Here is a 21,349-nt window from a genome sequence, read left to right on the forward strand (position 1 = left end):
GTGCGGGGGTCGACGGTTCAGGAGGGGAGTGGGCCGAGGTGGGCGTCGAGCGCGGCGCGCAGCAGGGCGTCGTCGTCGGCGGCGCCGGTGGCCAGCGGCAGGCTGCCCCAGGCCCAGAGTTGGGCGATGCCGTGCAGGTTGGCCCAGAGCGCGCCGGCCAGCACCGGCGCGGGCGCGTCGGTCGGCCGGCGCACCTGGGCCACCAGGTCGGCTACGACGGCGAACAGCGGCAGGCTCGTCTCACGCAGCCGTAGCCGGCCGCTGTCCAGCAGGTCGTGCCGGAACATCAGCTCGAACATGCCGCGGTGCGTCGCCGCGAAGTCGAGGTACGTCCGGCCGAGCGCGGCGAGTCGCGCTCGCGGGGCCGGGCCGGCGTCGCGCATCGTCGCGTCGACCCGGGCGGCGAGGTCGGCGAAGCCCTCCCGGGCGATGGCGGAGAGCAGATCGACGTGGGTGGGGAAATAGCGGCGCGGCGCCCCGTGGGACACCCCTGCGCGGCGGGCGATCTCCCGCAGGGACACCGCCGACTGGCCCTCGTGCAGCACCAGCTCCACCCCGGCCGCCACCAGCCGGGCTCGTACGCCGGCCGTCTCCTCGCTCATAGACACTGTCTACCAGAAGGTAGTAGACGCTGTCTACGCAGGCGGGTCCCGGGACGCACCCGGGTCGGCCAGGAGTTGGACGCGCTGCGCGGCAGCTCAGCGCATCCGGGCCAGGATCCGGTCGGCGGGAGCCGGTCGGCCGAAGTGCCAGCCCTGGGCGGCGTCGCAGCCGATCGCGCGCAACCGCTCGGCCTGCCCGGCGGTCTCGACCCCCTCGGCGGTCACCGTCAGATCCAGCGCGTGCGCCAGCGAGACCAGCGAGGCGAGGATCCGCTCGTCGGTACGGCCGACCGCTGGCGACCGCAGCCCGGCCACGAACTCCCCGGCCACCTTCAGCTCGGTCACCGGCAGATCCCGCAGGTACGCGAGATTGCTGTAGCCGGTGCCGAAGTCGTCGATGGCGATCCGCACACCGAGGTCGGCCAGCACCCGCAGGGCACGCACCGGCTCTTCGGCGGTGCTCATCATGGTGCTCTCGGTGATCTCCAGTTGGAGCCGGTCCGGCGGCAGCCCGGTCTGTCGGAGCAGGGCACGTACCTCCTGCACCAACCCGGGCCGGTGCACCTGCCGGACCGCCAGGTTGACGCTCACGAACGGCGCATCCTCCCCGGCGACCGACCAGGCCTTCGCCTCCCGGCACGCCTCGGCCAGCACCCAACCGCCCAGCGGCACGATGAGGCCGGTCTCCTCGGCCAACCCGATGAAGCTGTCCGGATGCAGCACCCCCAGCTTCGGGTGCCGCCAACGGACCAGCGCCTCCACGCCGACCAGCCGGCCGTCGCGTAGCGAGGTCAGCGGCTGGTAGTCGAGGTAGAACTCGCCCCGCTCCAGGGCGGCCGGGATGGCCGCGGAGAGGGCGTACCGGGCCAGCTCGCGCCGGTTGCGTTCGGCGTCGTAGAGCTCCCAGCGTGACCCGCCGGCCGACTTCGCCCAGTGCAGGGTGCTGTCGGCGGCGCGCATCAGGTCGGAGGGGTTGGCACCGGCCACCTGACGCTCCACGATGCCCATGCTCGCCGAGACCTGGAGTTCGTGCCCGTCGACCAGCGCCGGGGTCCGAACCGCGTCCAGCGCGGCCTCGGCCACCTTCACCATGTCGTCGGTGCCACCGGTCTGTTCCACCAGGATGACGAACTCGTCCCCACCGAGCCGGGCCACCAGGTGCTCGCCCAGGGCCTGGCACAGCCGCTCGGCCACCGCGGTCAGCAGCCGGTCGCCGACCTGGTGCCCCAGGGTGTCGTTGACGACCTTGAACCGGTCCAGGTCGAGGAAGCACACCCCGAGCCGCTCCGCGCCCCGGCCCGGCTCGTCGAGCACGGCGGCGAGCCGCTCGGTGAACAGCGTCCGGTTCGGCAGGCCGGTGAGCGGGTCGTGTGTGGCCTGGTGCCGGAACCGCGCCTCGCTGGCCCGCAGCGCGCGCTCGGCCTGTGTGCGGGCCATCATGGCGGCCCGGCGGATCGCCTCCTGCTCGTCGAGCGTCCGGTCCCGCAACGCGCGGGCGTAGCCGGTCGCCACGGCGGCCAGCAGCCGCGCCATCCGGTCCTCGACGTCCTCCGCCACCAGCCCCAGGTCGCGGACCAGCCGGAGCTGGATGACCTCGACGGTACGACCCAGCCCCTCCGCGGAGGCGATGTGCGCGGCGACCATCTCGGCACCGACCCGGTGCCCGGCACGCAGGTCGAACCGCTCGGCGAGCAGTGCGCCGGCCAACTCGCCGGTGAGCCGGTGCAGCAGGGACTCCAGCTGGGCCTGGGTCATCGGCAGGTAGCTGGTGCCGGAGACCGCCTTGGCCCAGGCCCGGGCGAAGGTGCCCGGGCGGGAGGCCGCCTCGGGCGAATCAGCCACCGAGCCGCCCGACCCCACCCAGGAAGACCGCCCGCTCGGCGTCCTCCGCGCTCTCCGACGTCTCCGGCCGCCACTCCGGCACCCAGACCACCCCGGGATCGACCAGCTCGAACCCGTCGAAGAGCGCGGTCAGCTCGGCCCGGCTGCGGACCGAGAGCGGGCTGTCGGTGCGCCGGTAGACCCGTTCCGCCTCGGACCGCTCGTCCTGACTGCGCCCGTCATCGCTGGCCTGCGACATGACCAGGTAGCTGCCGGGGGCGAGCGCGTCGCGCAGGGTACGCAGCAGCTCGGCCGGTCGGTCCTCATCGGACACGAAGTGCAGCACGGCCACGATCATCACGGCCACCGGCTGGTTGAGGTCGAGCAGCCCACGGACGTCCGGGTGAGCCAGGATCTTGTCCGGGTGCCGCAGGTCCTCCTGCACCACCACCGCGCGGTCGTTGCCGTCCAGGATCTCCCGGCTGTGCGCGACCGCCACCGGGTCGACGTCCACATAGACCACGCGCGACTGCGGGTCGATCCACTGGGCGATCTCGTGCACGTTGCCGACGGTGGGGATGCCCGAGCCGATGTCCAGGAACTGCCGGACGCCGGCGTCGGCGAGGTGGTGCACCGCCCGGCGCAGGAACGCCCGGTTGGCCTGCGCCATCAGCGGCGCCTCCGGCACCGCGGCCACCATCGCCTGGGCTGCCGCACGATCGGCGGCGAAGTTGTGCGAGCCACCGAGGTAGTAGTCGTACATCCGCGCGACGCTCGGGCGCTCGATGTCGATGGTGTCGGGTGCCCAGTCCGGCCGCTGCATGCGCTCACCCCTTGAATTGGCGACGCGAGGATCCTCGCCCGCGCGGGTATTCTGCCCCCGACCTACCCGCCAGACCATAGCCTGTCGCCAGGTTGCCGCCGACGTCGGTCGATATGCGAAGTCCGCGCCAGCCAGAGGCTGGCGCGGACCTGGGTCGCGGCGCCCCGCTCGACGAGCGGGTCTCCATCAGAACTTCGGCGCGTCCGGTGCCTCGAGCAGGCCGAGCCGGAGCGCGGTCATCAGCGCCTGCGCCCGGTTGGCCGCCCCGAGCTTCTCGTAGAGCTTCGAGATGTGCGTCTTGGCCGTGGACTCGCTGACGAACAACTGCTTGGCGATGCCGGCCACGCTCATCCCGTCGGCGAGCAGCCGCAGCACCTGACCCTCGCGGGGGGAGAGCTGCGGACCGGACGGGGCGAGCCGGCGCTTCATCGCCTCGGCCAGATCGGCGGCGGTGAACGCGCTGGGGGAGGAGGCGGCGTGCCGGGCGGCGGCCACCACCTCGTCGGCCGGGGCGGTCTTCGGCACGAAGGCGCTCGCGCCGGCCTCCAGGGCACCGAAGAGCTGGTCGTCGCCGGCGTACATGGTCAGCACCACGATGCCCATCGACGAGCTGGACTTCCGCAGCGCGCGGGTGGCCTCCAGGCCGCTGCCGTCGGGCAGCCGCAGATCCATGATCACCACGTCCGGCTGCAGGGCGCCTGCCTGGCGTACCCCCTCCGCCGCCGTGGCGGCCTCACCGACGACCTCGAACTGGCGGTCGCGCTCGAAGGCGTGGCGCAGGCCCTTACGGATCAGGTCGTGATCGTCGACAAGGAGGACCTTGGTACGGGTGGCCGGTGTCGGACTTGTGGTCATCCTCGGATTACTCCCCTTCTGGTGCTGCGCTACCGCGCACGTTATCGCGCCGGGATGAGGTGCCGACGACGACCGCCACGGTCGTGCCGCTCGGTTGCCGCGGCCTGATCTCCAACCGGCCCCGGATACGTTCCGCCCTCTCGGCCATGATCGCAAGACCGTACCGCCCGTCGGGGCGCTGGTCAGCCATCCCCTGACCGTCATCCGACACTTCAATCTGCGCGTACGGGGGGTCTACCTCGCACGTGACCCACAGATTCGCGGCCCCGGCGTGTTTGCGCGCGTTGGTCACGGCCTCCTGCGCGATGCGCAGCAACTCGGCCTCGGTGGCCGCCGGCAGCCGCGCGGTGGACTCGTCCAACGACAGGTGCACCCGCAGCCCGCCGGACGCGCCGACGGTGCGCGCGTACTCGGCGATCGCCGCGGCCAGACCGCCGTGCCGGTCCACTTCGCTGCGCAGCTCGAACAGGCTGAGCCGCAGCTCGGTGATCACACGGGTCACCTCGCCGCGCAGCGTCCGCAGCGCCTCGGCGGTCTCCTCGGCGTCGTCGAAGACGGTGGCCATGGCGTTGTCGATGCCGTAGCCGACCATCACCAGCTCCTGCGCCACCCCGTCGTGGATCTCCCGGGCCAGCCGCTGCCGCTCCTCGTTCGTGGCCAGCGAGCGGACCTCGTCGAAGAGCAACGCCGCCTCCAGCCGCAGCGCGGCCGGCTGGGTCAACGCGGTCACCCGGGACACCACCGGCGGCGGGTACGCGTGCGCGGCGTCCGCCTCCAGCACCACCAGACCCACGGTGCGCACCCCGGCGACCAGCGGCACGATCAGTGCGGAGACGTCGCCGCCCCGGTGCGAGCGGGACTGCGACCGGGCGGCGGTCTGCGCCTGCTGGCTGGCCCAGGCGTCGGCGATCGCCGAGTCCGCGTCCAGCGTCGTCTCCCAGTCGACCCGCTCCACGCCGACCTGTGCGAGCACCACGAGCCGGCCACCGCCGCTGGCCGACAGCACCGCGGCCCGGTCGGCCCGGGACACCGTCCGCAGTTCCTCCAGCAGGTGCTCGGAGATGCCGCCCGGGTCCAGGGTCGCTCCGGGCAGCTGCCGGGCCACCGTGCGGAGCTGGGTCAGCAGCCGGGTTGCCTCGGCGTACGGCTGGGGCTTGCCCTCACCGCGGACGGCCATCAGCCGGTGCAGGGTGCCGGCGGCGTAGAGCCCCAGCGCGGCCAGGATCAGCCACTGGGCGCAGACCGCCAGGTAACCCAGCTGGCCGAGCTGGCGCCCACCACCGACCTCGGTCAGCGCGCCGCTGATCAGCAGGGTGGCGGCGCTGACCGCGAGCAGGGCGGCGCCCTCGGCGAAGCGGCGGCGCAGCGCGGTGACGGTGACCGGCACCGCCAGGTAGGGCAGCAGCGCCGAGGCGCCGAGCCCGTCGACCGTGCCGCCGATCGACGCGACCGCCGCCACCTGGCTCGCGGCCAGCCCCAGCACGATCACCTCGGCCACCCGGCTCAGCGGGCCGAGCAGTCGGTGCTGCGGGGCGAGCAACGCGGGCAGCCCGGCGACCGCCAGCAACACGATCCATCCGAGCTGGGCGACGTCGCGGGTGGCGAACAGGGTCAGGACGGCGACCAGCGCCAGCATCACCAGGCGCGCGGCCGCGGCGAGGGGATGCGGGTGTGGTGCGGCGGTTGTGGATGCGGGCACGTGACGGATGGTAGTCAGCCCCGGTAGATATCGGCGATCTCCGCCGCGTACGTCTTGTGGACGACCTGACGCTTGACCTTCAGCGACGGGGTCAACTCGCCGGTGGCCTCGGTGAAGTCGTGGGGCAGGATCCGGAACACCTTGATGGCCTCGGCCTTGGAGACGGCCTGGTTCGCGGCGTCGATGGCGGCCTGGATCTCCTTACGCAGACCCTCGTGCTCACGCAACTGCTCGACGGAGGTGTCGGCGGGCAACCCGGCCGACTCCAGCCACGTCGGCAGCGCCTCCTCGTCGACGGTGACCAGCGCGGCGATGAACGGCTTGCGGTCGCCGACCACCACGCACTGGCTGATCAACGGGTGCGCCCGGATCACGTCCTCGAGCACCGCCGGGGCGACGTTCTTGCCGCCGGCGGTCACGATCAACTCCTTCTTCCGGCCGGTGATGCTCAGGTAACCGTCGGCGTCGAGCTGGCCGAGGTCGCCGGTGCGGAACCAGCCGTCGGCGGTGAGCGCCTCGGCGGTCGCCGCCTCGTTGTTCCAGTAGCCCTGAAAGACCGGGTCGCCGGAGATCAGGATTTCGCCGTCGTCGTCGATCCGCACGGTCACGCCCGGCAGCGGGCGGCCGACGGTGCCGATCCTGGTGCCGGCGGGCAGGTTCGCCGCGGCGGCCGCCGAGGTCTCGGTCAGCCCGTAGCCCTCCAGGACCGTCACGCCGATGCCGCGGAAGAAGTGACCGAGTCGGGCGCCGAGCGGCGCACCGCCGGAGACGGCGTCGCGGCACCGGCCGCCGAGCGCGGCACGCAGCTTGACGTAGACCAGCCGGTCGAAGACCGCGTGCTGGGCGCGCAGCGCCAGGCCGGGCCCGCGCGGGGTCTCCAGCGCCTCGCTGTACGCGACGGCGACCTGCTCGGCGCGGGCGAAGATGCCGCCCTTGCCGTCGGCTTCGGCCTTCTGCTTGGCCGCGTTGTAGACCTTCTCGAACACCCGGGGTACGGAGAGCACGAAGGTCGGCCGGAACTCCTGCAGCTCGGCGACCAGGTTCTTGGTGTCGGGGCAGTGCGCCATGGTGGCCCGGGCCTGCACCACGCCGATCTGGATGAGGCGGGCGAAGACGTGCGCCAACGGCAGGAAGAGCAGGGTGGCGGCACCCTCGTTGAACAGGTTCGGCAGCACCGGCACCGCGTTGGCGATGTCGGCGTACAGGTTGCGGTGGGTGAGCGCGCAGCCCTTGGGTCGCCCGGTGGTGCCGCTGGTGTAGACGATGGTGGCCAGGTCGCCGGCGTGGACGGCCTTGCGGCGCAGCTCCACCTCGGTCGCCTCGATCGCGGCGCCGGCCGCGACCAGCTCGTCGACCCCGCCGACCTCGATCTGCCAGACCTGCTCCAACTCGGGCAGTCGGTCCCGGACGCTCGCGATCAGCGTGGCGTGCGCCTCGGTCTCCACCACGAGGGCGACCGCGCCGGAGTCGGCGAGGATCCAGGCGGCCTGCTCGGCGCTGGACGTCTCGTAGATCGGCACGGTGACCGCGCCGGCCGCCCAGATGGCGTAGTCGAGCAGGGTCCACTCGTAGCGGGTGCGGCTCATCAGCGCGACCCGGGCGCCCGGCTGGACGCCAGCGGCGATCAGCCCGCCGGCCACCGCCACCACCTCGTCCCGGAACTGGCGGCAGGTCACCTCGGCCCAGGTGGTGCCGGTGCTGTCGGCGGTGGGGGTGCGGCGGGCGAACTGGACGGCATCCGGCGCGATCTCGGCGTTGTCCCAGACCGGATCGGTGAGGTTGGCCGCGTCGCCAACGGTGACGATCGGTGGAACGGAGAACTCGCGCACCTGCACTCCTTCGTGCTCGCACTGGCCAGGCCGGTCGCCCCTGGGGCATCGGCTCTGTCGAAACCTACCCGGCGGGGACGGCGCGGCGCGCGGCCGGTGCCCGCCGGGTAGCCTCGCCCCATGGCGGACTCCTCCACCCAGTCGATCATCATCGGCGCGGCACCGGACCGGGTCGCGGCGGTCATCTGCGACTTCGCGAGCTACCCGGAATGGACCGAGGCGGTGCGCCGCGCCGAGGTCGTCGAGGAGTACGAGGACGGCTACGCGAGCCAGGTGCACTTCACCATCGACGCCGGGGTGATGGCCGACGAGTACGTGCTCGCCTACGAGTACGCCGAGGACCTGTCCCGGATCGAGTGGCACCTGACCGCTCCGTCGAAGATGCAGAAGAGCCAGCGTGGTTCGTACGACCTGGTGGGCAACCCGGACGGCGGCACCACGGTGACCTACACCCTGGAGGTCGAGCTGTCCGTGGGGATGCTCGGCATGTTCCGGCGCAAGGCCGAAAAGATGATCATGGACACCGCGTTGAAGCAGCTCAAGCTCCGGGTAGAAGCACCTGGTGCGGCGCAGTGACGCGTCCGGCGGCACGGTAGAGGAGCCGAGGGTGGGCGGAACGGATCCGGGTTCGGCCCGGGAAGAGGCGGAGCGGCTGGTCGCCACCCTGCTCGCGGGGGCACGGATGGCCTCCAGCGGGTCGGCCGGCGCCGCGTGGGGTCCGCTGGGCGGGATGCTGGCCGGTGTCCTCGGTCACAGCGCCGCCCCGGACGGCCGTCCGGGCACTGGCGGTGGTTTCGCCACCGGTTCGGCGGAGTGCTGCGTCTGCCCGGTCTGTCGGGGCATCGCCGCGTTGCGTGACCCGAGTCCGGAGTTCGCCGAACGACTCGCCACCGGCGCGGGTGACCTGGCGGCCGGCGTGGCCAGCCTGTTGCGCGCGTTCACCCCGGCGGAGCCACCCGCGGCCGATCCTCCGGCGACACCCGCCCCGCCCCGGCCGGGGCCCACCGCTGCTGCCGACGCGACCACCGTCGACGAGGCCCCCGAGCACGTCCCGGCCGACCGGCCCGCCGGGCCCGCCGCCGACCGCGTGTGGCGCGATGCCACCCGTACCGGGCATGATTCTCAGCCGGCGCCGGAGCGGGACGTCTGGTCGGTCGCCACCCGGACCGCGGACCCACTCGCCCCGACCGTCGCACCACCCGTCGACGAGGCCGGGCCGGTGGCCGTACCGGCGCCGACCAGCCGACCCGTGGTGCCCGCGTCGCGGGTGCCCGACGGCACCGGCGCGGACGCGCCGGGCGACGGCGCCTGAGCGCGGGACATCCCGACCCGGACCGGCATGTCGCCGGAACGCGGGCGGACAGCAGAGGGGAGCGGCAGCGGTGACGCTGACCATCGGAGTCGACGTCGGTGGCACCAAGGTGGCCGGCGGTGTCGTGGACGACACCGGCAAGGTCCTCGTGCAGGCCCGACGGGACACTCCCGCCGATGACGTCGGCAAGACCCGGGACGTCATCATCGAGCTGGTCGGCGAGCTGGCAGCCGGGCGGACGATCGAGTCGGTCGGCATCGGCGCGGCCGGCTGGATCGACGCCACCCGCTCGACCGTGCTCTTCGCCCCCAACCTGGCATGGCGGGACGAGCCGCTGCGCGAGTACGTCGGCACCGCGGTCGGCCTGCCGGTGATCGTGGAGAACGACGCCAACGTGGCCGCCTGGGCGGAGTTCCGCTACGGCGCGGCCCGCGACGCCGACGACTCGATGGTCATGTTCACCATCGGCACCGGCGTCGGCGGCGGCATCGTGCTCGGCGGCGAGCTGGTGCGCGGCTCGCACGGCATCGCGGCGGAGCTGGGCCACATGCTGGCCGTGCCGGACGGGCACCAGTGCGGCTGCGGCCGGCTGGGCTGCATCGAGCAGTACGCCAGCGGCAGCGCCCTGGTCCGCTTCGCCCGGGCCGGTGCCCGGCAGGAGCCGCAGCGGGGCACCGCACTGCTGGAGCTGGCCGGCGGTGACGCCGAGGCGATCACCGGCCACATGGTGACCGCCGCCGCGCAGGACGGCGACCCGGTGTCCGCCGAGGCGTTCGCGCAGATCGGCCGATGGCTGGGCACCAGCCTCGCCGACATGGCGCAGATCCTCGACCCGCAGATCCTGGTGGTCGGGGGCGGCGTGATCGACGCCGGTGACCTGCTGCTCGGCCCGACCCGCCGCTCGTACCTCGACGCGCTGTCCCAGCGGGGCCGGCTGCCGGTGGCGGAGATCGTCCCCGCCGAGCTGGGCAACAGCGCCGGGGTGATCGGCGCCGCCGACCTGGCCCGCCGGATCTGAGGCGGGCCGGGATGGGCCAGGAAGCCGGCGTGCCGCTGCGCGTCGTGTCGTACAACATCCACAGCCAGCGCGACGACACCGCCGCGCTGGCGGCGGTGGTCCGGGCCGCGACGCCGGACGTGGTCATCGTGCAGGAGGGGCCGCGCCGTTTCCGGTGGCGGCAGAAGTCCGCCACGTTGGCCGAGTCGTTCGGCCTGGTGGTGGCTGCCGGTGGGTTGCCCGCGCTGGGCAACCTGCTGCTGACCAGCCTGCGAGTGCAGGTGCGTGGCACTAGATGCCAGCGCTTCCCGCTCACCCCGGGCCGGCACCTGCGCGGTGCCGCGTACGCCGAGTGCCGGGTCGGCGGCGCCCGGTTCACCCTCGCCGGCTCCCACCTGTCCACCGATCCGGTCGAGCGCCCGGCGCAGGCCGCGGAGTTCAAGCGCGGGCTGGACGAGGCGAGCAGCCCGGTGCTGGCCGGGGCCGACCTGAACGAGGGCCCGGACGGACCGGCGTGGGCCACCGTGGCGCGCGGGCTGACCGACGCCGCCGTGGCGGCCGACCGTGCGGACCGGGTCACCTACTCCTGCGCCGAGCCGCGTCGGCGCATCGACGCGCTCTTCGTCGACCCGCGGATCACCGTGGTCGACTACGACGTGGTGGACACCCCGCAGACACGGCGGGCCAGCGACCACTTCCCGGTCCTGGTCGACCTGCTGCTGCCCACCACCGGCTGACCCCCCGACCGCGCGACCCGTCGATCCGTCCGCGCCGGGGCTGGACATCCGGCTCTGATGTGGAGAGGATTTCGCGGCGACCGGCACGAGTGCCGCACAAAAGGAGATGTCCCGGTGTCCACCTCCACCGACCACGGCCGGCCCGACCCGGAAGCGACCTCGTCCGCGTTGAGCCGCGACGGCCGCCCGGTCTCCGACCGGGGCGACACGGTCTGCGTCATCGGGGCCGGAGCCAGCGGCCTGACCGCCATCAAGAACCTGCGTGAGCACGGGTTCGGCGTGGACTGCTACGAGCGGGAGACCGGCGTCGGCGGTGCCTGGAACTGGCGGCACGACCGCAGTCCGGTGTACGCCAGCACGCACCTGCTGTCGTCCAAGCCGTTCACCCAGTTCCCCGACTTCCCGATGCCGGACTCCTGGCCGGACTACCCGCACCACAGCCAGTTGCTCGGCTACTTCGAGCGGTACGCCGACCACTTCGACCTGCGCTCGCACATCTGGTTCGGCACCGAGGTGATCCGGGTCGAGCCGGCCGCGGGAGACCGCTGGGACGTGACCACCCGCTCCACCGGTGGGTACGGGCCGGAGCGCACCTCCCAGTACGCCGCCGTGGTGATCGCCAACGGCCACAACTGGTCGCCCAAGCTGCCCCGCTACGAGGGGCTGGAAGAGTTCCGCGGCGAGATCATGCATGCCTCGTCCTACAAGGACCCGGCGCAGCTGCGCGGCAAGCGGGTGCTGGTGGTCGGCGCCGGCAACACCGGCTGCGACATCGCGGTCGAGGCCGCCCAGCAGGCGTCGGCCTGTTGGCACTCCACGCGGCGCGGCTACTGGTACGCCCCGAAGTACGTGCTCGGCCGCCCGGCCGACCAGGTCAACGACTCGCTGCTGGCGCTGCGCGTGCCGCTGCGGGTCCGCCAGTGGCTCTACCACTGGACGCTGCGGCTGACCGTCGGCGACCTGACCCGCTTCGGCCTGCCCAAGCCCGACCACCGGGTGTACGAGACGCACCCGATCGCGAACAGCCAGCTCGTCTACTACGTGGGCCACGGGCAGATCGGCCCGGTGCCCGACGTCGCGCGCTTCCGCCCGTACGCCGTGGAGCTGGCCGACGGCCGCGAGATCGACCCGGATCTGGTCATCTTCGCGACCGGCTACCTGCCGCGCTTCGAGTTCCTCGACGCGTCGGTGTTCGGCGACAGCGCCGGCGTCGGTCGGCCCACGTTGTGGCTCAACGCCTTCACCCCGGGGCACCCGACGCTGGCGGTGGCCGGTCTGCTGCAGCCGGACTCCGGGATGTTCACCCTGGCGCACTGGCAGACGGTGCTCATCGCCCGGCTGCTGCAGGCCCGCCGGGACCGGCCGGAGCGGGCCGCGGCGTTCGCGCAGCGGGTGCGCGACCGGGCCGGGGAACGCTACTCCGCGCAGGTCAAGGACAGCAGCCGGCACTGGTTCGAGGTCGGTCACGCCGACTACCTGCGCGCCGTCGAGCGCGCCCTGCACGACCTGGAGAGCAAATGAGCGAGCTGCGGATCATGCGGGGGCGGGAGTGGTCCCGCCCGGTCCGGCCGGCCCGGCGCGAGGTGCTCAGCGCCACGCCTGAGCTGGAGGAGGGGCGGCCGCCGCTGCTCTTCGTTCCCGGCTTCGGGCACGGCGCGTGGGCGTTCGCCGAGCACTGGCTGGGGCACGCGGCTCAGCGCGGGTTCCCGGCGCACGCGGTGAGTCTGCGGGGGCACGGCGGCAGCGAGCCGGCGCCGGACGCGACGCTGCGCGCGTACGCCCATGATGTGGTCCAGGTGGCCGCGGGCCTGCCGCGTCAGGCGGTGCTGGTGGGGCACGGCGCCGGGGCTCTGGTGGTGGCGCACGCGCTGGCCCGCTACCCGGCGCGGGGTGCGGTGCTCGTGGCGCCGGTCTTCGGCGGCTGGGGAGTGCTCGGTACGGCGCTGCGTCGTAATCCGGCCGGCACGCTGCCGGCGGCGTTCGGTGGGCCGCTGCGGCTCAGCCGTGGGCAGTTGTTCAGCCGTGAGCTGCCCGACGCGGAGGCCCGCCAGTACGTCGGTCGGCTCGGTCGGGCCGGCCGCCGGGCGCAGTGGTCGCTGCTGGGCTCGCCGCACGCCGAGCCGGCCGTGGGCGCGCCGCCGATGCTGGTGCTGGGCAGCCCCGACGACCGGGTGGTGCCGACGTCGGCGTTGAACCGGGTGGCCCGCCAGTACGGTTCGGCTCCGCTGCTCTTCCCCGGCATGGGGCACGATCTGATGCTGGACGCGCGCTGGTCGGAGCCGATCGACGCCATACTGGACTGGCTGGAAAAGGAGCCGGCGGCGCGCTGAGGAGACCAGGCGCTCAGCCGCCGGCGGGGTGGGTGGCCGGGGTGGCCCGGCTCGCCGGGCTCGGCACCCGGACGGCCTCCGGGGTGCCGTCGGCGCTGGTCAGGCGGCCGACCAGGGCACCGTTCTCGTCCAGGGCGCTCAGGTAGGAGCGGGCCCAGGCCCGGATGTCGTGCCGGTGCAGGTGCGCGCGCATGGCCCGCATCCGCTCGGTGACGTCGGCCGGGCTCGCCCGCAGCGCCGCCCGGAGACCCTGCTTGAGCCCCTCCAGGTCGTGCGGGTTGACCAGGTACGCCTGGGACAGCTCGGCGGCGGTGCCGGCGAACTCGCTGAGCAGCAGCGCGCCGTTGTCGTCCACCCGGGCGGCGACGTACTCCTTCGCGACCAGGTTCATGCCGTCGCGCAGCGGGGTTACCGCCATCACGTCGGCCACCCGGTAGAGCGCGGCCAGCTCGGCCCGGTCGAAGGGCTGGGTGAGGTAGTGGATCGCGGGTTCGCCGACCCGGCCGAACTCGCCGTTGATCCGGCCCACCTCGCGCTCGATCCGTTCGCGGAGGATCTGGTACTGGCCGACGCGCTCCCGGCTCGGCATGGCGACCTGCACCAGCACCGTGTCGCGGACCTTCACGTCGCCGCTGGCGAGCAGCTCGCTGTACGCCTTGAGCCGCTGCTCGATGCCCTTGGTGTAATCCATCCGGTCCACGCTGAGGATGACCTGGCGGGGGTCGCCGAGATCCTGGCGCAGCCGGCGGGCCCGGGCCGCCACATCGGGGCGGGCGGCGAGCGCGGCCATCTCGGCGGTGTCGATGCTGACCGGGAACGCGCCGATGCGCACCACCCGGTCGTCGACGCCGATCCGTCGGTCGGTCGCCGGCAGCTCCAGCACCTTCGCCACCAACTGGGCGAAGTTGTGCGCCGCCTGGGCGCGCTGGAAGCCGATCAGGTCGGCGCCGAGCATTCCGCGCAGCAGCTCGGCGCGGCGGGGAAGCTGCATGAACAGCTCCGGCGGCGGGAACGGCACGTGCAGGAAGAACCCGATGCGCAGATCCGGTCGGAGTGCGCGGAGCAGGCCGGGGACGAGGTGCAGGTGGTAATCCTGCACCCAGACCACCCCGCCGGGCTCGGCCACCTCGGCGGTCGCCTCGGCGAAGCGCTGGTTGACCCGCTGGTACGCCTCCCACCACCGGCGATGGTGCTGCGGTTGCTCGACGGCGTCGTGGTAGAGCGGCCAGAGGGTGGCGTTGGCGAACCCCTCGTAGTGGTCGCGCAGATCCTCCTGGGTGAGGGCGACCGTGTGCATCCGGACCCCGTCCACGTCCGGCAGCGTGGGGGCCGGCCCGGTGCCGCCGGCCCAGCCGACCCACGTCGCCGGGGTGTGCTTCAGCAGGGGGTGCAGAGCGCTGACCAGCCCTCCTGGGCTGCGCCGCCACTCGCAGGCCCCGTCGGGCGCCAGATCGTCGTCGACGGGAAGGCGGTTTGCTACCACCACGAGGGAACTCTGTCGCATCTCGGGCATTCCGATCAGCAGAGGACTGACCGCCACGAGCAAGGAAAAACCGGTCAGTCAGCGGGGGAAGTGACGTACAACGGTATTCCTACTGACAGTAAGTTACACCACTGTTACGGCCCGGGCGGGGCGACGTCGTCCCGGGATGCGGTCCGGCAGCCGGCGTGCCAGCGTCAGACGACGGCGCCGTCGTCCGGGTCGTGATCGTCCTCGTCGCCGGGGCGCAGCCGCCAGATCAGCGTGACGAAGCCGGCCAGGATGCCGGTGAACCCGAACAGAGTGACCGCCGAGCGGTCCACCGGGAGCAGCGACGGGAAGAGGAAGAGCGCGAACCCGAGGACCACACTGAGGGCGCCGACCACCGCGTACTTGGAGACCCGGGGCAGCGGCGGCGGAGGGGGCGGGTGGTAGCCCTCGTCCTCGTCGTCGTCGGGCAGGTCCGCGCCGAAGGTGTCCAGCCCGTCCAGCAGCGAGGGCTCGTCGGGCCGGGTGCCACGCCCGATCGAGATCCCGGAGATGTCGGTGGCGGACGGCAGCCGGCGGACGTCGGTGGCGGTCGGCCCCGCCTCGTCGCCGCCGCCCGAGCGGGGCAGCGGGCCGGCGGCCGGCCCGTCGCGGTCGTCCACGTCCTCGGCGGCGGGCCACGGGTGCTCGCCGGCCGTCGAGGTGGTGTGAAAGCCGGCGACGATCCGTGCCCACTCGGCGTCGATGTCCGGTTCGTCGCGGCTCGGCTGCTCGGGAGTGGCCTCGTCGGCGAGCTGCGTGAGGTAGTCGCGTGCGGTGGTCAGGTGCGAACGGTCGACGTAGAGCCGGTCGACCGGCCGGGGCGGGACGGTGGTGGTGCGGGTGACCGGGTTGAGATCGGCGGAAGGTTGCAGGTAGGCGGCGATGCCGCCGGCGGCCAGCACGTCGAGCAGGTGCTCACCGACCCGCGGATCGACGTCGCCGACCACGGCGTACTCGTTCGCGTCGAGCCCGTTGTCCCGCCGTCCCCGGCGGGCCCCACCCGCTGACACCCGGACATCCTCCTCAACGCGCCTTCCGGCGCGGCCCCTCGGCGCCCCGTCCGTACGCCGTGCTCTGAATCGTGACACGTCAGGGCCCGGTTCCGGGAGTGCGTTGTGTCGCGTCTTCCAAAGTCGGGGACCCGCCCGCTGGTCGCGGCGGTGCACGTTTGTCCGTTCTTGCTCATCATCTGCCAACTGGAGGAGGCGCGATCAGGACGAGTCAGACCCGACCTTCGTCCGTTGTGGTGAGAGTCCGCGCTTCGTAGGCTCGTCGGCGACGGCGGCACCGCCCGGCGGGTACGCCGCACGGGCGAGGGCGCCGTCCTGACCACGCCACGGGAAGGACGCCGGTGCTGTACTGGCTGTTGAAGTACGTCATCCTCGGTCCGCTGCTCAAGCTGATCTTCCGCCCGCAGGTGGAGGGGCTGCACCACGTGCCGGGGGACGGGCCGGTGATCCTGGCCAGCAACCACCTCTCCTTCTCCGACTCGATCTTCACCCCGTTGATCACCCCGCGGAAGGTCACCTTCGTGGCCAAGGCCGAGTACTTCACCGGCAAGGGGATCAAGGGCTGGCTGACCAAGATGTTCTTCGTCGGCACCGGCACCATCCCGGTGGACCGCTCCGGGGGCCGAGCGGCCCGCGCCGCGCTGGACACCCAGTTGCAGGTGCTGCGCGCCGGGGGAGTGGCCGGCATCTACCCGGAGGGCACCCGATCCCCGGACGGGCGGCTCTACCGGGGCAAGACCGGGGTGGCCCGGCTCGCGCTCGAGAGCGGCGCGGTGGTGGTGCCGGTGGCGATGCTCAACGCCGACGAGATCCAACCGCCGGGCAAGCTCATCCCCAAGATCGACCGAGTGCGCATCCGCTTCGGCGCGCCGCTGAGCTTCTCCCGCTACGACGGGTTGGCCGGCGACCGGTTCGTCGAACGCGCGGTCACCGACGAGATCATGTACGAGTTGATGGAGCTCTCCGGTCGGGAGTACGTCGACATCTACGCGCAGAAGCTCAAGGAGCCCGCACCGGTCGCCGCCTGAGCCCGTGCCGCGCAGCCGCGCGCGAGCCGTCGCGGTCGGGTCAACAGGCCACCGCCGGCCCGGTCGGGGTGATCGGCCGGCCGGCCAGCGCGAGCAGCCCGGGGGCGTCGTTGCGCAGGGCGAAGGTGCGCACCTCGGCGCGCGGCGCCCGGGCGGCCGCCGGGTCGCCCGCGAGGCTCAGCTCCGCCGCCGCGAACGCCAGCGCCAGCATCCGGTCGCTGACGTCGGGGATCCGGCCGTAGGTCTCGGCAGCGGCCAGGTGCAGCTCCGCCGAGCGCCGGTGGTCGCCGTCGGCTGCGGCCAGGGCCGCCGTCACGGTCCGCAACCCGGCCTCCGACCAGGGCGTACGGTGGCCGACCCGATCGAGCATCGTCCGGACCCGCACCGCGGTGTCCCGGCCGGCAAGTGCGGCGGCGTACGCGGCGGCGGCGATCCACTCCCCGCTGGCCAGCGCCGGCACCGCCGACCAGGACCGGTCCAGCTCGTCGATCAACTCCGCCGCCTCGGCGCCCCGATCCTGCAGGGCTCGGCACAGCGCGGCCATGCTCAGCATCGTCCAGTGCAGCCGGTGGAACCCGCTGCGCCGCGCGGTCGCCAGCGCGTCATCCACGTCGTCCGGATCCTCGTCGTCGCGCAGCACCAGCAGACAGCAGCGCAGCCCTCGTACCTGCATGTCCCAGCTGCCGGTCGGAGTGTCCACGAATGCCTCCGCCGCGGCCAGCAGCCGACCGAAGTCACCGTCGAACCAGGCGCGCATCGCCTCCGCCGAGTAGCTGGTGGTCAGGGTCTGACCGCTCGCGGTGCGGGCCGGCGCCGCCGAGAGCAGGGCGTCCGAGCGCAGCCAGTCGCCCTCCTCCCGGATCGCGTACGCGAGATTCTGCGTGGCCCGGGGGAGCGCGAGCAGTTGGCCGGCGCGGCTGAACTCGACGATCGCGTGCAACTCGTCCAGGCCGACCCGGTCGCCGGAGTTGTAGCGGGCGGTCGCCGCGGTGATCCGGGCGTTGGTGCGGGTCTCGGTCAACCCCAGCCGCTCGGCGATCTCCGCCGCGGTGTCCGCCGCCGTCACGGCCGGGTCCCGTTCGTAGTTGAGCATGTGCAACCGGCCCAGCTCGGCGTACGCGTCGGCCTTCTGCGGGGTGTCCGGCAGCGGTTCGAACAGCTGCACCGCGCGGTCCAGGCAGGCCAGCGCGTCGCCGCGGTCGGCGCGCAGCCAGGCGGCCTGGCCGAGCAGCGTCCAGGCCCGGGCGGCGCAGGCGTCGTCGCCGTGGGCCAGGAGCCGGTCGGCGAGCGTGTGCACCTGCTCCGGCCCACCACCGGAGAGGAACGCGTTGCCGTCGCGGTAGAACGAGATCTCGGTGCTCAGCAGCTCCAACTGGAGCCGGCCCACCGGGTCGCCGTCGTCGGCCAGGCCGAGCGCTCGCCCGGCGTGGCTGGCCGCCGCGTCCAGGCCGTGCAGCGCGTACGCCCGCCGGGCCGCCCGGTGCAGCGCCTGCCGCGCCGGCCCGGCGTACCGCCGGACCTCCATCCCGAGGCTACGGGCGATCTCGTGCGCCGCCCAGCGGTGGTGGGCGAGGACCTCGGCCAGGTCGGTGTCGCGGCTCTGCGACAGCGCGTCGAGCCAGTCCGCGGCCCGCTCGTGCCGGGCCACCCGCTCGGTACGCGGCAGCCGCTGGTAGCAGACGTCGCGCACCAGCACGTGCCGGAACCGGAACTCGGCCTGCCCGGCCATCGTCGACGCCGACTGCTCGTGCACGAAGTCGCGCTGCTCCAGCCGGCGCAGCGAGCGCTCGACCGACTCGACCTGCTGCCCCAGGGCGGCGGCCACCGCGCCCGGCCAGAACTGCACCCCGACCACCGACGCGGCCAGCAGCACCGCGCGGTCCTTGGCGTCCAGCAGGTCCACCCGGTTGGCGATCACCGAGTGCACGCTCTCCGGCATGGTCAACTCAAGCTGCTTGTCCAGCGACCAGCCCCGCCCGGACTGGCGCAGCGCGCCCTGCTCGATCAGCATCCGCACGTACTCGTGGGCGTAGAGCGGGTTGCCGCCGGCCACCTCGATCAGCGGGCTGAGCATGTCGGCGGAGAACGCGGCCTGGCCGAACATGTGCGCGTACAGGGCGGCGATGCCGGTGTCGCGAAGCGGCGGCAAGGTGATGGTCACCGAACCGGTGATGGTGCCGGCCCAGCTCGGGTCCCGGTCGACCAGCTCCGGGCGGGCGGTGCAGAGGAGCAGCAAGGGCACCTCGCGGGCCGCCGCGCCGAGCAGCTCCACGAAGCGCAGCATCGCGTCGTCGGCCCAGTGCAGGTCCTCGAAGACCAGCACGGTGGGGCGGCGGGCGGCCATCGCCAGCAGGAAGCGCCGCCAGGCCGACTCGGCCTCCTCGGCCGGCAGCGGGGTGCCGGGCAGGCCGACCAGCGGGCGCAGCGCGTCCACCACCCGGTTGCGCTCGCCCGGGCCGATCAGCTCGCCGACGGCCGCGGCCAGCCGCTGCGCGGCGCTGCCGGCCGGGTCGGTGTCCAGGATGCCGGCCTCGGACTTGACGATGTCGGCGAGCGCGGCGAACGTGACGTTCTCCCCGAACGGCGGGCAGCGGCCGGTCTGCCAGGTCAGCGGCTCGTCGACCAGCCGGCCGGCATGCCGGTAGAGCTCCCGCAGCAGACGGCTCTTGCCGATGCCGGCCCGACCGAAGACCGTCACCACCTGCGGCAACCGGTCGCGCAGTGACCGGTGCAGGGCGTTGACCAGCATGCCCAGCTCATGTTCCCGGTCGATCAGCGGCGTGGTGTCCGGCTCCCGGTCGGTCGGCTGCTGGCGCATCGGCGACAGGGCGAGCCACACCTCGGTCGGCGACGAACGCCCGCGCAGGGTGACCGGGGGCTGCTCCTCGTAACGGATCGCGTCCTTGGTCAGGGCGTGGGTGGTGCCGCAGACCAGCACCCCGCCCGGCGGCGCGACCGACTGCATCCGGGAGGCGGTGTTCACCACGTCGCCGGCCACGATCGCCTGCCCACCGTCGCGGGCGGCGGCCACGTCGACCAACGCCTCGCCGGTGGCCACCCCGACCCGGAAGCGCAGCTCGGTGCTGCCCGTCGGCGCGAACCGGGTGAGCACCCGCTGCAACTCCAGCCCGGCCCGTACGCAGCGCAGCGCGTCGGTCTCGGTGGCGATCGGCGCGCCGAAGAGCGCCATGACCGCGTCGCCGATGTACTTCTCCACCACCCCGCCGTACTGGCCGACGACCCGACGGGCGGCGGAGAAGAACCCGGTCTGCATGCCGCGGACCTGCTCCGGGTCGGCCCGCTCGACGTACGGGGTGAAGTCGATCAGGTCGACGAAGAGCACGCTCACCCGGCGGCGGTCCTCCTGCGGGGCGACCGTGGCCCGCCGGTCCGCCCCCGGTCGGGGTGACCCGCACGACGTGCAGAACGTGACGTCCGAGGCGAGGGGACGCAGGCAGTGCGGGCACACCGCGCCGAGCTCGGCCCCGCAGCCACCGCAGAAGCGGTCGCCATCGGCGGCGGAGCGTCCACAGCGCTCGCACTGCGCGGCGATGACACCCTCCACTGACGAATCGGACGCCCACGGCGTCGCCCAGAGCGAGTATCGCCGCCGGGGCGGCTGTCAGGTACCGGGCTGTTGGTTTGTGGACAGTCAACGGCCGGCTGAGCAGCTACATTCGAGCGGCCATATTGAGGCAGCCACATGTTGAGTCAGCGACCAGAGGGGGACAGGTCAATGGTGTACGTCAAGTTGGAGAGTGACTGGACCGACGGCAACGGGGTCAGCCACTCGGCGGGCGACTCGGTCGACGTCGACGCCGCCACGCTCGCCACCCTGCAGGCCGAGGGCATCGTCATCGAGCAGTCCCACGGCCCGGAGGGTGGTGACAACGGCCCGAACAAGTGGGCCGGGCCGGGCAGCCCCGGGGTGTGACCCCGCGCCGATAACGCGACGACGCGGCCGGGTCGCCCCTGGGGTGGCCCGGCCGTTTCGTGGTCGTCCCGGTGCGCGTGTCGATCGGTCAGCGGTCGTTCATGCCGGCGCGGCGGCGCAGAGCGGCCACGTCGGTCACCACGATCCGCCGGCCCTCGGTGCGCAACCAGCCTCGGCTGGCGAAGGAGCCGATCGCCTGGTTGACGCTCTGCCGGGAGCCACCGGCCATCTCGGCCAGCTGGCTCTGGTTGAGCTCGATCGTGATCATCGGGGCCTGGCTCTCGCCGGCCAGCCGGACCAGCGTCTTGGCCACCCGCCCGGGCAGGTCGAGGAAGACGTGGTCGGCGTTCTGCTCGGTGAGCCGACGGATCAGCCCGCCCAGCGACCGCATCACCGCGTCCAGGATGCGCGGGTTGGAGTGCACCAGCTCCATGAACGCCCCTCGGGAGAGCGCGAGCGCCGCGCAGTCCTCGATGGCCTCGGCCGAGGCGGACCGGGTGGAGGCGTCGAGCAGGGAGACCTCGCCGAGCACGTCCGGTGGACGGATTACCGACAGGACAGCCCGCTCGCCGGTCGGCGCGGTGCGGAACACGGCCACCGCGCCCCGGCGCAGCACGATCAGCGACTCACCCGGGTCGTTCTCCACGAAGAGCAGCTGGCCCTTGCGGTAGGTGCGGGGGACTGCCGCGGCGATGACCCGTTGGCGCACCTCAGGCTCCAGGCCGGCGAACATCTCGACGCCCGTGAGCGCGTCACCCGGCTCCGGCAGGCGAACCTCCACGGCCCAACCCCTCCCCGGTCAAGGACCACAAACTCGCTCACCGGGCGAACAGATGGCCCTGACAAGGTGAACTGACACCAG

At 73.2% G+C, this 21,349-nt stretch carries 18 protein-coding genes; 8 read left to right on the top strand and 10 right to left on the bottom strand.

Features of this window, described 5'->3' with window-relative positions; all coding sequences use genetic code 11:
* Positions 1 to 17: 17 nt before the first annotated feature.
* The 6 genes from V6V47_RS23675 to V6V47_RS23700 form a co-directional block, all read right to left on the bottom strand.
* On the bottom strand, positions 18 to 602 hold the full coding sequence (locus V6V47_RS23675) for a TetR/AcrR family transcriptional regulator (protein WP_334630522.1): 585 nt from the start codon (positions 600 to 602) through the stop codon (positions 18 to 20).
* Positions 603 to 698: 96 nt separating this feature from the next.
* Positions 699 to 2,357, bottom strand: a complete 1,659-nt coding sequence (locus tag V6V47_RS23680; RefSeq protein ID WP_334630582.1) for a putative bifunctional diguanylate cyclase/phosphodiesterase — start codon at positions 2,355 to 2,357, stop codon at positions 699 to 701.
* Between the two features lie 79 nt (positions 2,358 to 2,436).
* Entirely contained in the window at positions 2,437 to 3,246 is an 810-nt protein-coding gene (locus V6V47_RS23685; RefSeq protein WP_334630523.1) for an SAM-dependent methyltransferase, read from the bottom strand.
* Between the two features lie 186 nt (positions 3,247 to 3,432).
* Positions 3,433 to 4,101: a response regulator transcription factor gene (locus tag V6V47_RS23690; RefSeq protein ID WP_200209675.1), complete on the bottom strand. Its 669-nt coding sequence runs from the start codon at positions 4,099 to 4,101 to the stop codon at positions 3,433 to 3,435.
* A 7-nt stretch (positions 4,102 to 4,108) separates the two neighbouring features.
* Positions 4,109 to 5,800, bottom strand: a complete 1,692-nt coding sequence (locus V6V47_RS23695; RefSeq protein ID WP_334630524.1) for a GAF domain-containing sensor histidine kinase — start codon at positions 5,798 to 5,800, stop codon at positions 4,109 to 4,111.
* 14 nt (positions 5,801 to 5,814) lie between these two features.
* Complete coding sequence (locus tag V6V47_RS23700; protein WP_334630525.1) at positions 5,815 to 7,629, bottom strand: AMP-dependent synthetase/ligase; 1,815 nt, start codon at positions 7,627 to 7,629, stop codon at positions 5,815 to 5,817.
* 120 nt (positions 7,630 to 7,749) lie between these two features.
* Between V6V47_RS23700 and V6V47_RS23705 the strand changes: the two genes are divergently transcribed.
* From V6V47_RS23705 to V6V47_RS23730, 6 genes are all read left to right on the top strand, one after another.
* A complete protein-coding gene (locus V6V47_RS23705; protein ID WP_334630526.1) occupies positions 7,750 to 8,205 on the top strand; it encodes an SRPBCC family protein in 456 nt (151 codons plus the stop codon).
* Positions 8,206 to 8,236: 31 nt separating this feature from the next.
* Positions 8,237 to 8,941 (top strand): hypothetical protein, encoded by a 705-nt coding sequence (locus tag V6V47_RS23710; RefSeq protein WP_334630527.1) that lies wholly within the window; start codon positions 8,237 to 8,239, stop codon positions 8,939 to 8,941.
* Positions 8,942 to 9,011: 70 nt separating this feature from the next.
* Entirely contained in the window at positions 9,012 to 9,959 is a 948-nt protein-coding gene (locus tag V6V47_RS23715; protein ID WP_334630528.1) for an ROK family glucokinase, read from the top strand.
* An 11-nt stretch (positions 9,960 to 9,970) separates the two neighbouring features.
* Entirely contained in the window at positions 9,971 to 10,675 is a 705-nt protein-coding gene (locus V6V47_RS23720) for an endonuclease/exonuclease/phosphatase family protein (RefSeq protein WP_334630529.1), read from the top strand.
* 114 nt (positions 10,676 to 10,789) lie between these two features.
* Positions 10,790 to 12,196: a flavin-containing monooxygenase gene (locus tag V6V47_RS23725; RefSeq protein ID WP_334630530.1), complete on the top strand. Its 1,407-nt coding sequence runs from the start codon at positions 10,790 to 10,792 to the stop codon at positions 12,194 to 12,196.
* Positions 12,193 to 13,005 (top strand): alpha/beta hydrolase, encoded by an 813-nt coding sequence (locus tag V6V47_RS23730; protein ID WP_334630531.1) that lies wholly within the window; start codon positions 12,193 to 12,195, stop codon positions 13,003 to 13,005. The genes V6V47_RS23725 and V6V47_RS23730 overlap by 4 nt, the downstream gene beginning before the upstream one ends.
* Before the next feature lie 13 nt (positions 13,006 to 13,018).
* On the opposite strand, the gene V6V47_RS23735 is transcribed toward V6V47_RS23730, so the two are convergent.
* Entirely contained in the window at positions 13,019 to 14,509 is a 1,491-nt protein-coding gene (locus tag V6V47_RS23735; protein ID WP_334630532.1) for an alpha,alpha-trehalose-phosphate synthase (UDP-forming), read from the bottom strand.
* Between the two features lie 173 nt (positions 14,510 to 14,682).
* Positions 14,683 to 15,525: a DUF308 domain-containing protein gene (locus V6V47_RS23740; protein WP_334630533.1), complete on the bottom strand. Its 843-nt coding sequence runs from the start codon at positions 15,523 to 15,525 to the stop codon at positions 14,683 to 14,685.
* A 341-nt stretch (positions 15,526 to 15,866) separates the two neighbouring features.
* Here V6V47_RS23740 and V6V47_RS23745 point away from each other — a divergent pair, with 341 nt between their 5' ends.
* Complete coding sequence (locus V6V47_RS23745; protein WP_334630534.1) at positions 15,867 to 16,553, top strand: lysophospholipid acyltransferase family protein; 687 nt, start codon at positions 15,867 to 15,869, stop codon at positions 16,551 to 16,553.
* A gap of 40 nt (positions 16,554 to 16,593) precedes the next feature.
* Here the strand turns inward: V6V47_RS23745 and V6V47_RS23750 are convergent, their stop codons facing one another.
* On the bottom strand, positions 16,594 to 20,118 hold the full coding sequence (locus V6V47_RS23750; RefSeq protein WP_334630535.1) for an adenylate/guanylate cyclase domain-containing protein: 3,525 nt from the start codon (positions 20,116 to 20,118) through the stop codon (positions 16,594 to 16,596).
* A gap of 171 nt (positions 20,119 to 20,289) precedes the next feature.
* Here V6V47_RS23750 and V6V47_RS23755 point away from each other — a divergent pair, with 171 nt between their 5' ends.
* Positions 20,290 to 20,487 carry a hypothetical protein gene (locus V6V47_RS23755; protein ID WP_334630536.1) on the top strand — a complete coding sequence of 66 codons (198 nt, stop codon included), beginning with the start codon at positions 20,290 to 20,292 and terminating at the stop codon, positions 20,485 to 20,487.
* Positions 20,488 to 20,575: 88 nt separating this feature from the next.
* On the opposite strand, the gene V6V47_RS23760 is transcribed toward V6V47_RS23755, so the two are convergent.
* Positions 20,576 to 21,268 (bottom strand): Crp/Fnr family transcriptional regulator, encoded by a 693-nt coding sequence (locus V6V47_RS23760; protein WP_030337710.1) that lies wholly within the window; start codon positions 21,266 to 21,268, stop codon positions 20,576 to 20,578.
* Between the last annotated feature and the right edge of the window lie 81 nt (positions 21,269 to 21,349).

This window comes from Micromonospora sp. CPCC 205539, from assembly GCF_036906815.1.
Classification (GTDB): domain Bacteria; phylum Actinomycetota; class Actinomycetes; order Mycobacteriales; family Micromonosporaceae; genus Micromonospora.

Bases quoted from the DNA above. Each gene is read 5' to 3' on its own strand.
- V6V47_RS23720 (WP_334630529.1), top strand. From the start codon at position 9,971: ATGGGCCAGGAAGCCGGCGTGCCGCTGCGCGTCGTGTCGTACAACATC.
- V6V47_RS23690 (WP_200209675.1), bottom strand. From the start codon at position 4,101: ATGACCACAAGTCCGACACCGGCCACCCGTACCAAGGTCCTCCTTGTC.
- V6V47_RS23705 (WP_334630526.1), top strand. From the start codon at position 7,750: ATGGCGGACTCCTCCACCCAGTCGATCATCATCGGCGCGGCACCGGAC.
- V6V47_RS23755 (WP_334630536.1), top strand. From the start codon at position 20,290: ATGGTGTACGTCAAGTTGGAGAGTGACTGGACCGACGGCAACGGGGTC.
- V6V47_RS23680 (WP_334630582.1), bottom strand. From the start codon at position 2,357: ATGACCCAGGCCCAGCTGGAGTCCCTGCTGCACCGGCTCACCGGCGAG.
- V6V47_RS23730 (WP_334630531.1), top strand. From the start codon at position 12,193: ATGAGCGAGCTGCGGATCATGCGGGGGCGGGAGTGGTCCCGCCCGGTC.
- V6V47_RS23675 (WP_334630522.1), bottom strand. From the start codon at position 602: ATGAGCGAGGAGACGGCCGGCGTACGAGCCCGGCTGGTGGCGGCCGGG.
- V6V47_RS23735 (WP_334630532.1), bottom strand. From the start codon at position 14,509: ATGCGACAGAGTTCCCTCGTGGTGGTAGCAAACCGCCTTCCCGTCGAC.
- V6V47_RS23685 (WP_334630523.1), bottom strand. From the start codon at position 3,246: ATGCAGCGGCCGGACTGGGCACCCGACACCATCGACATCGAGCGCCCG.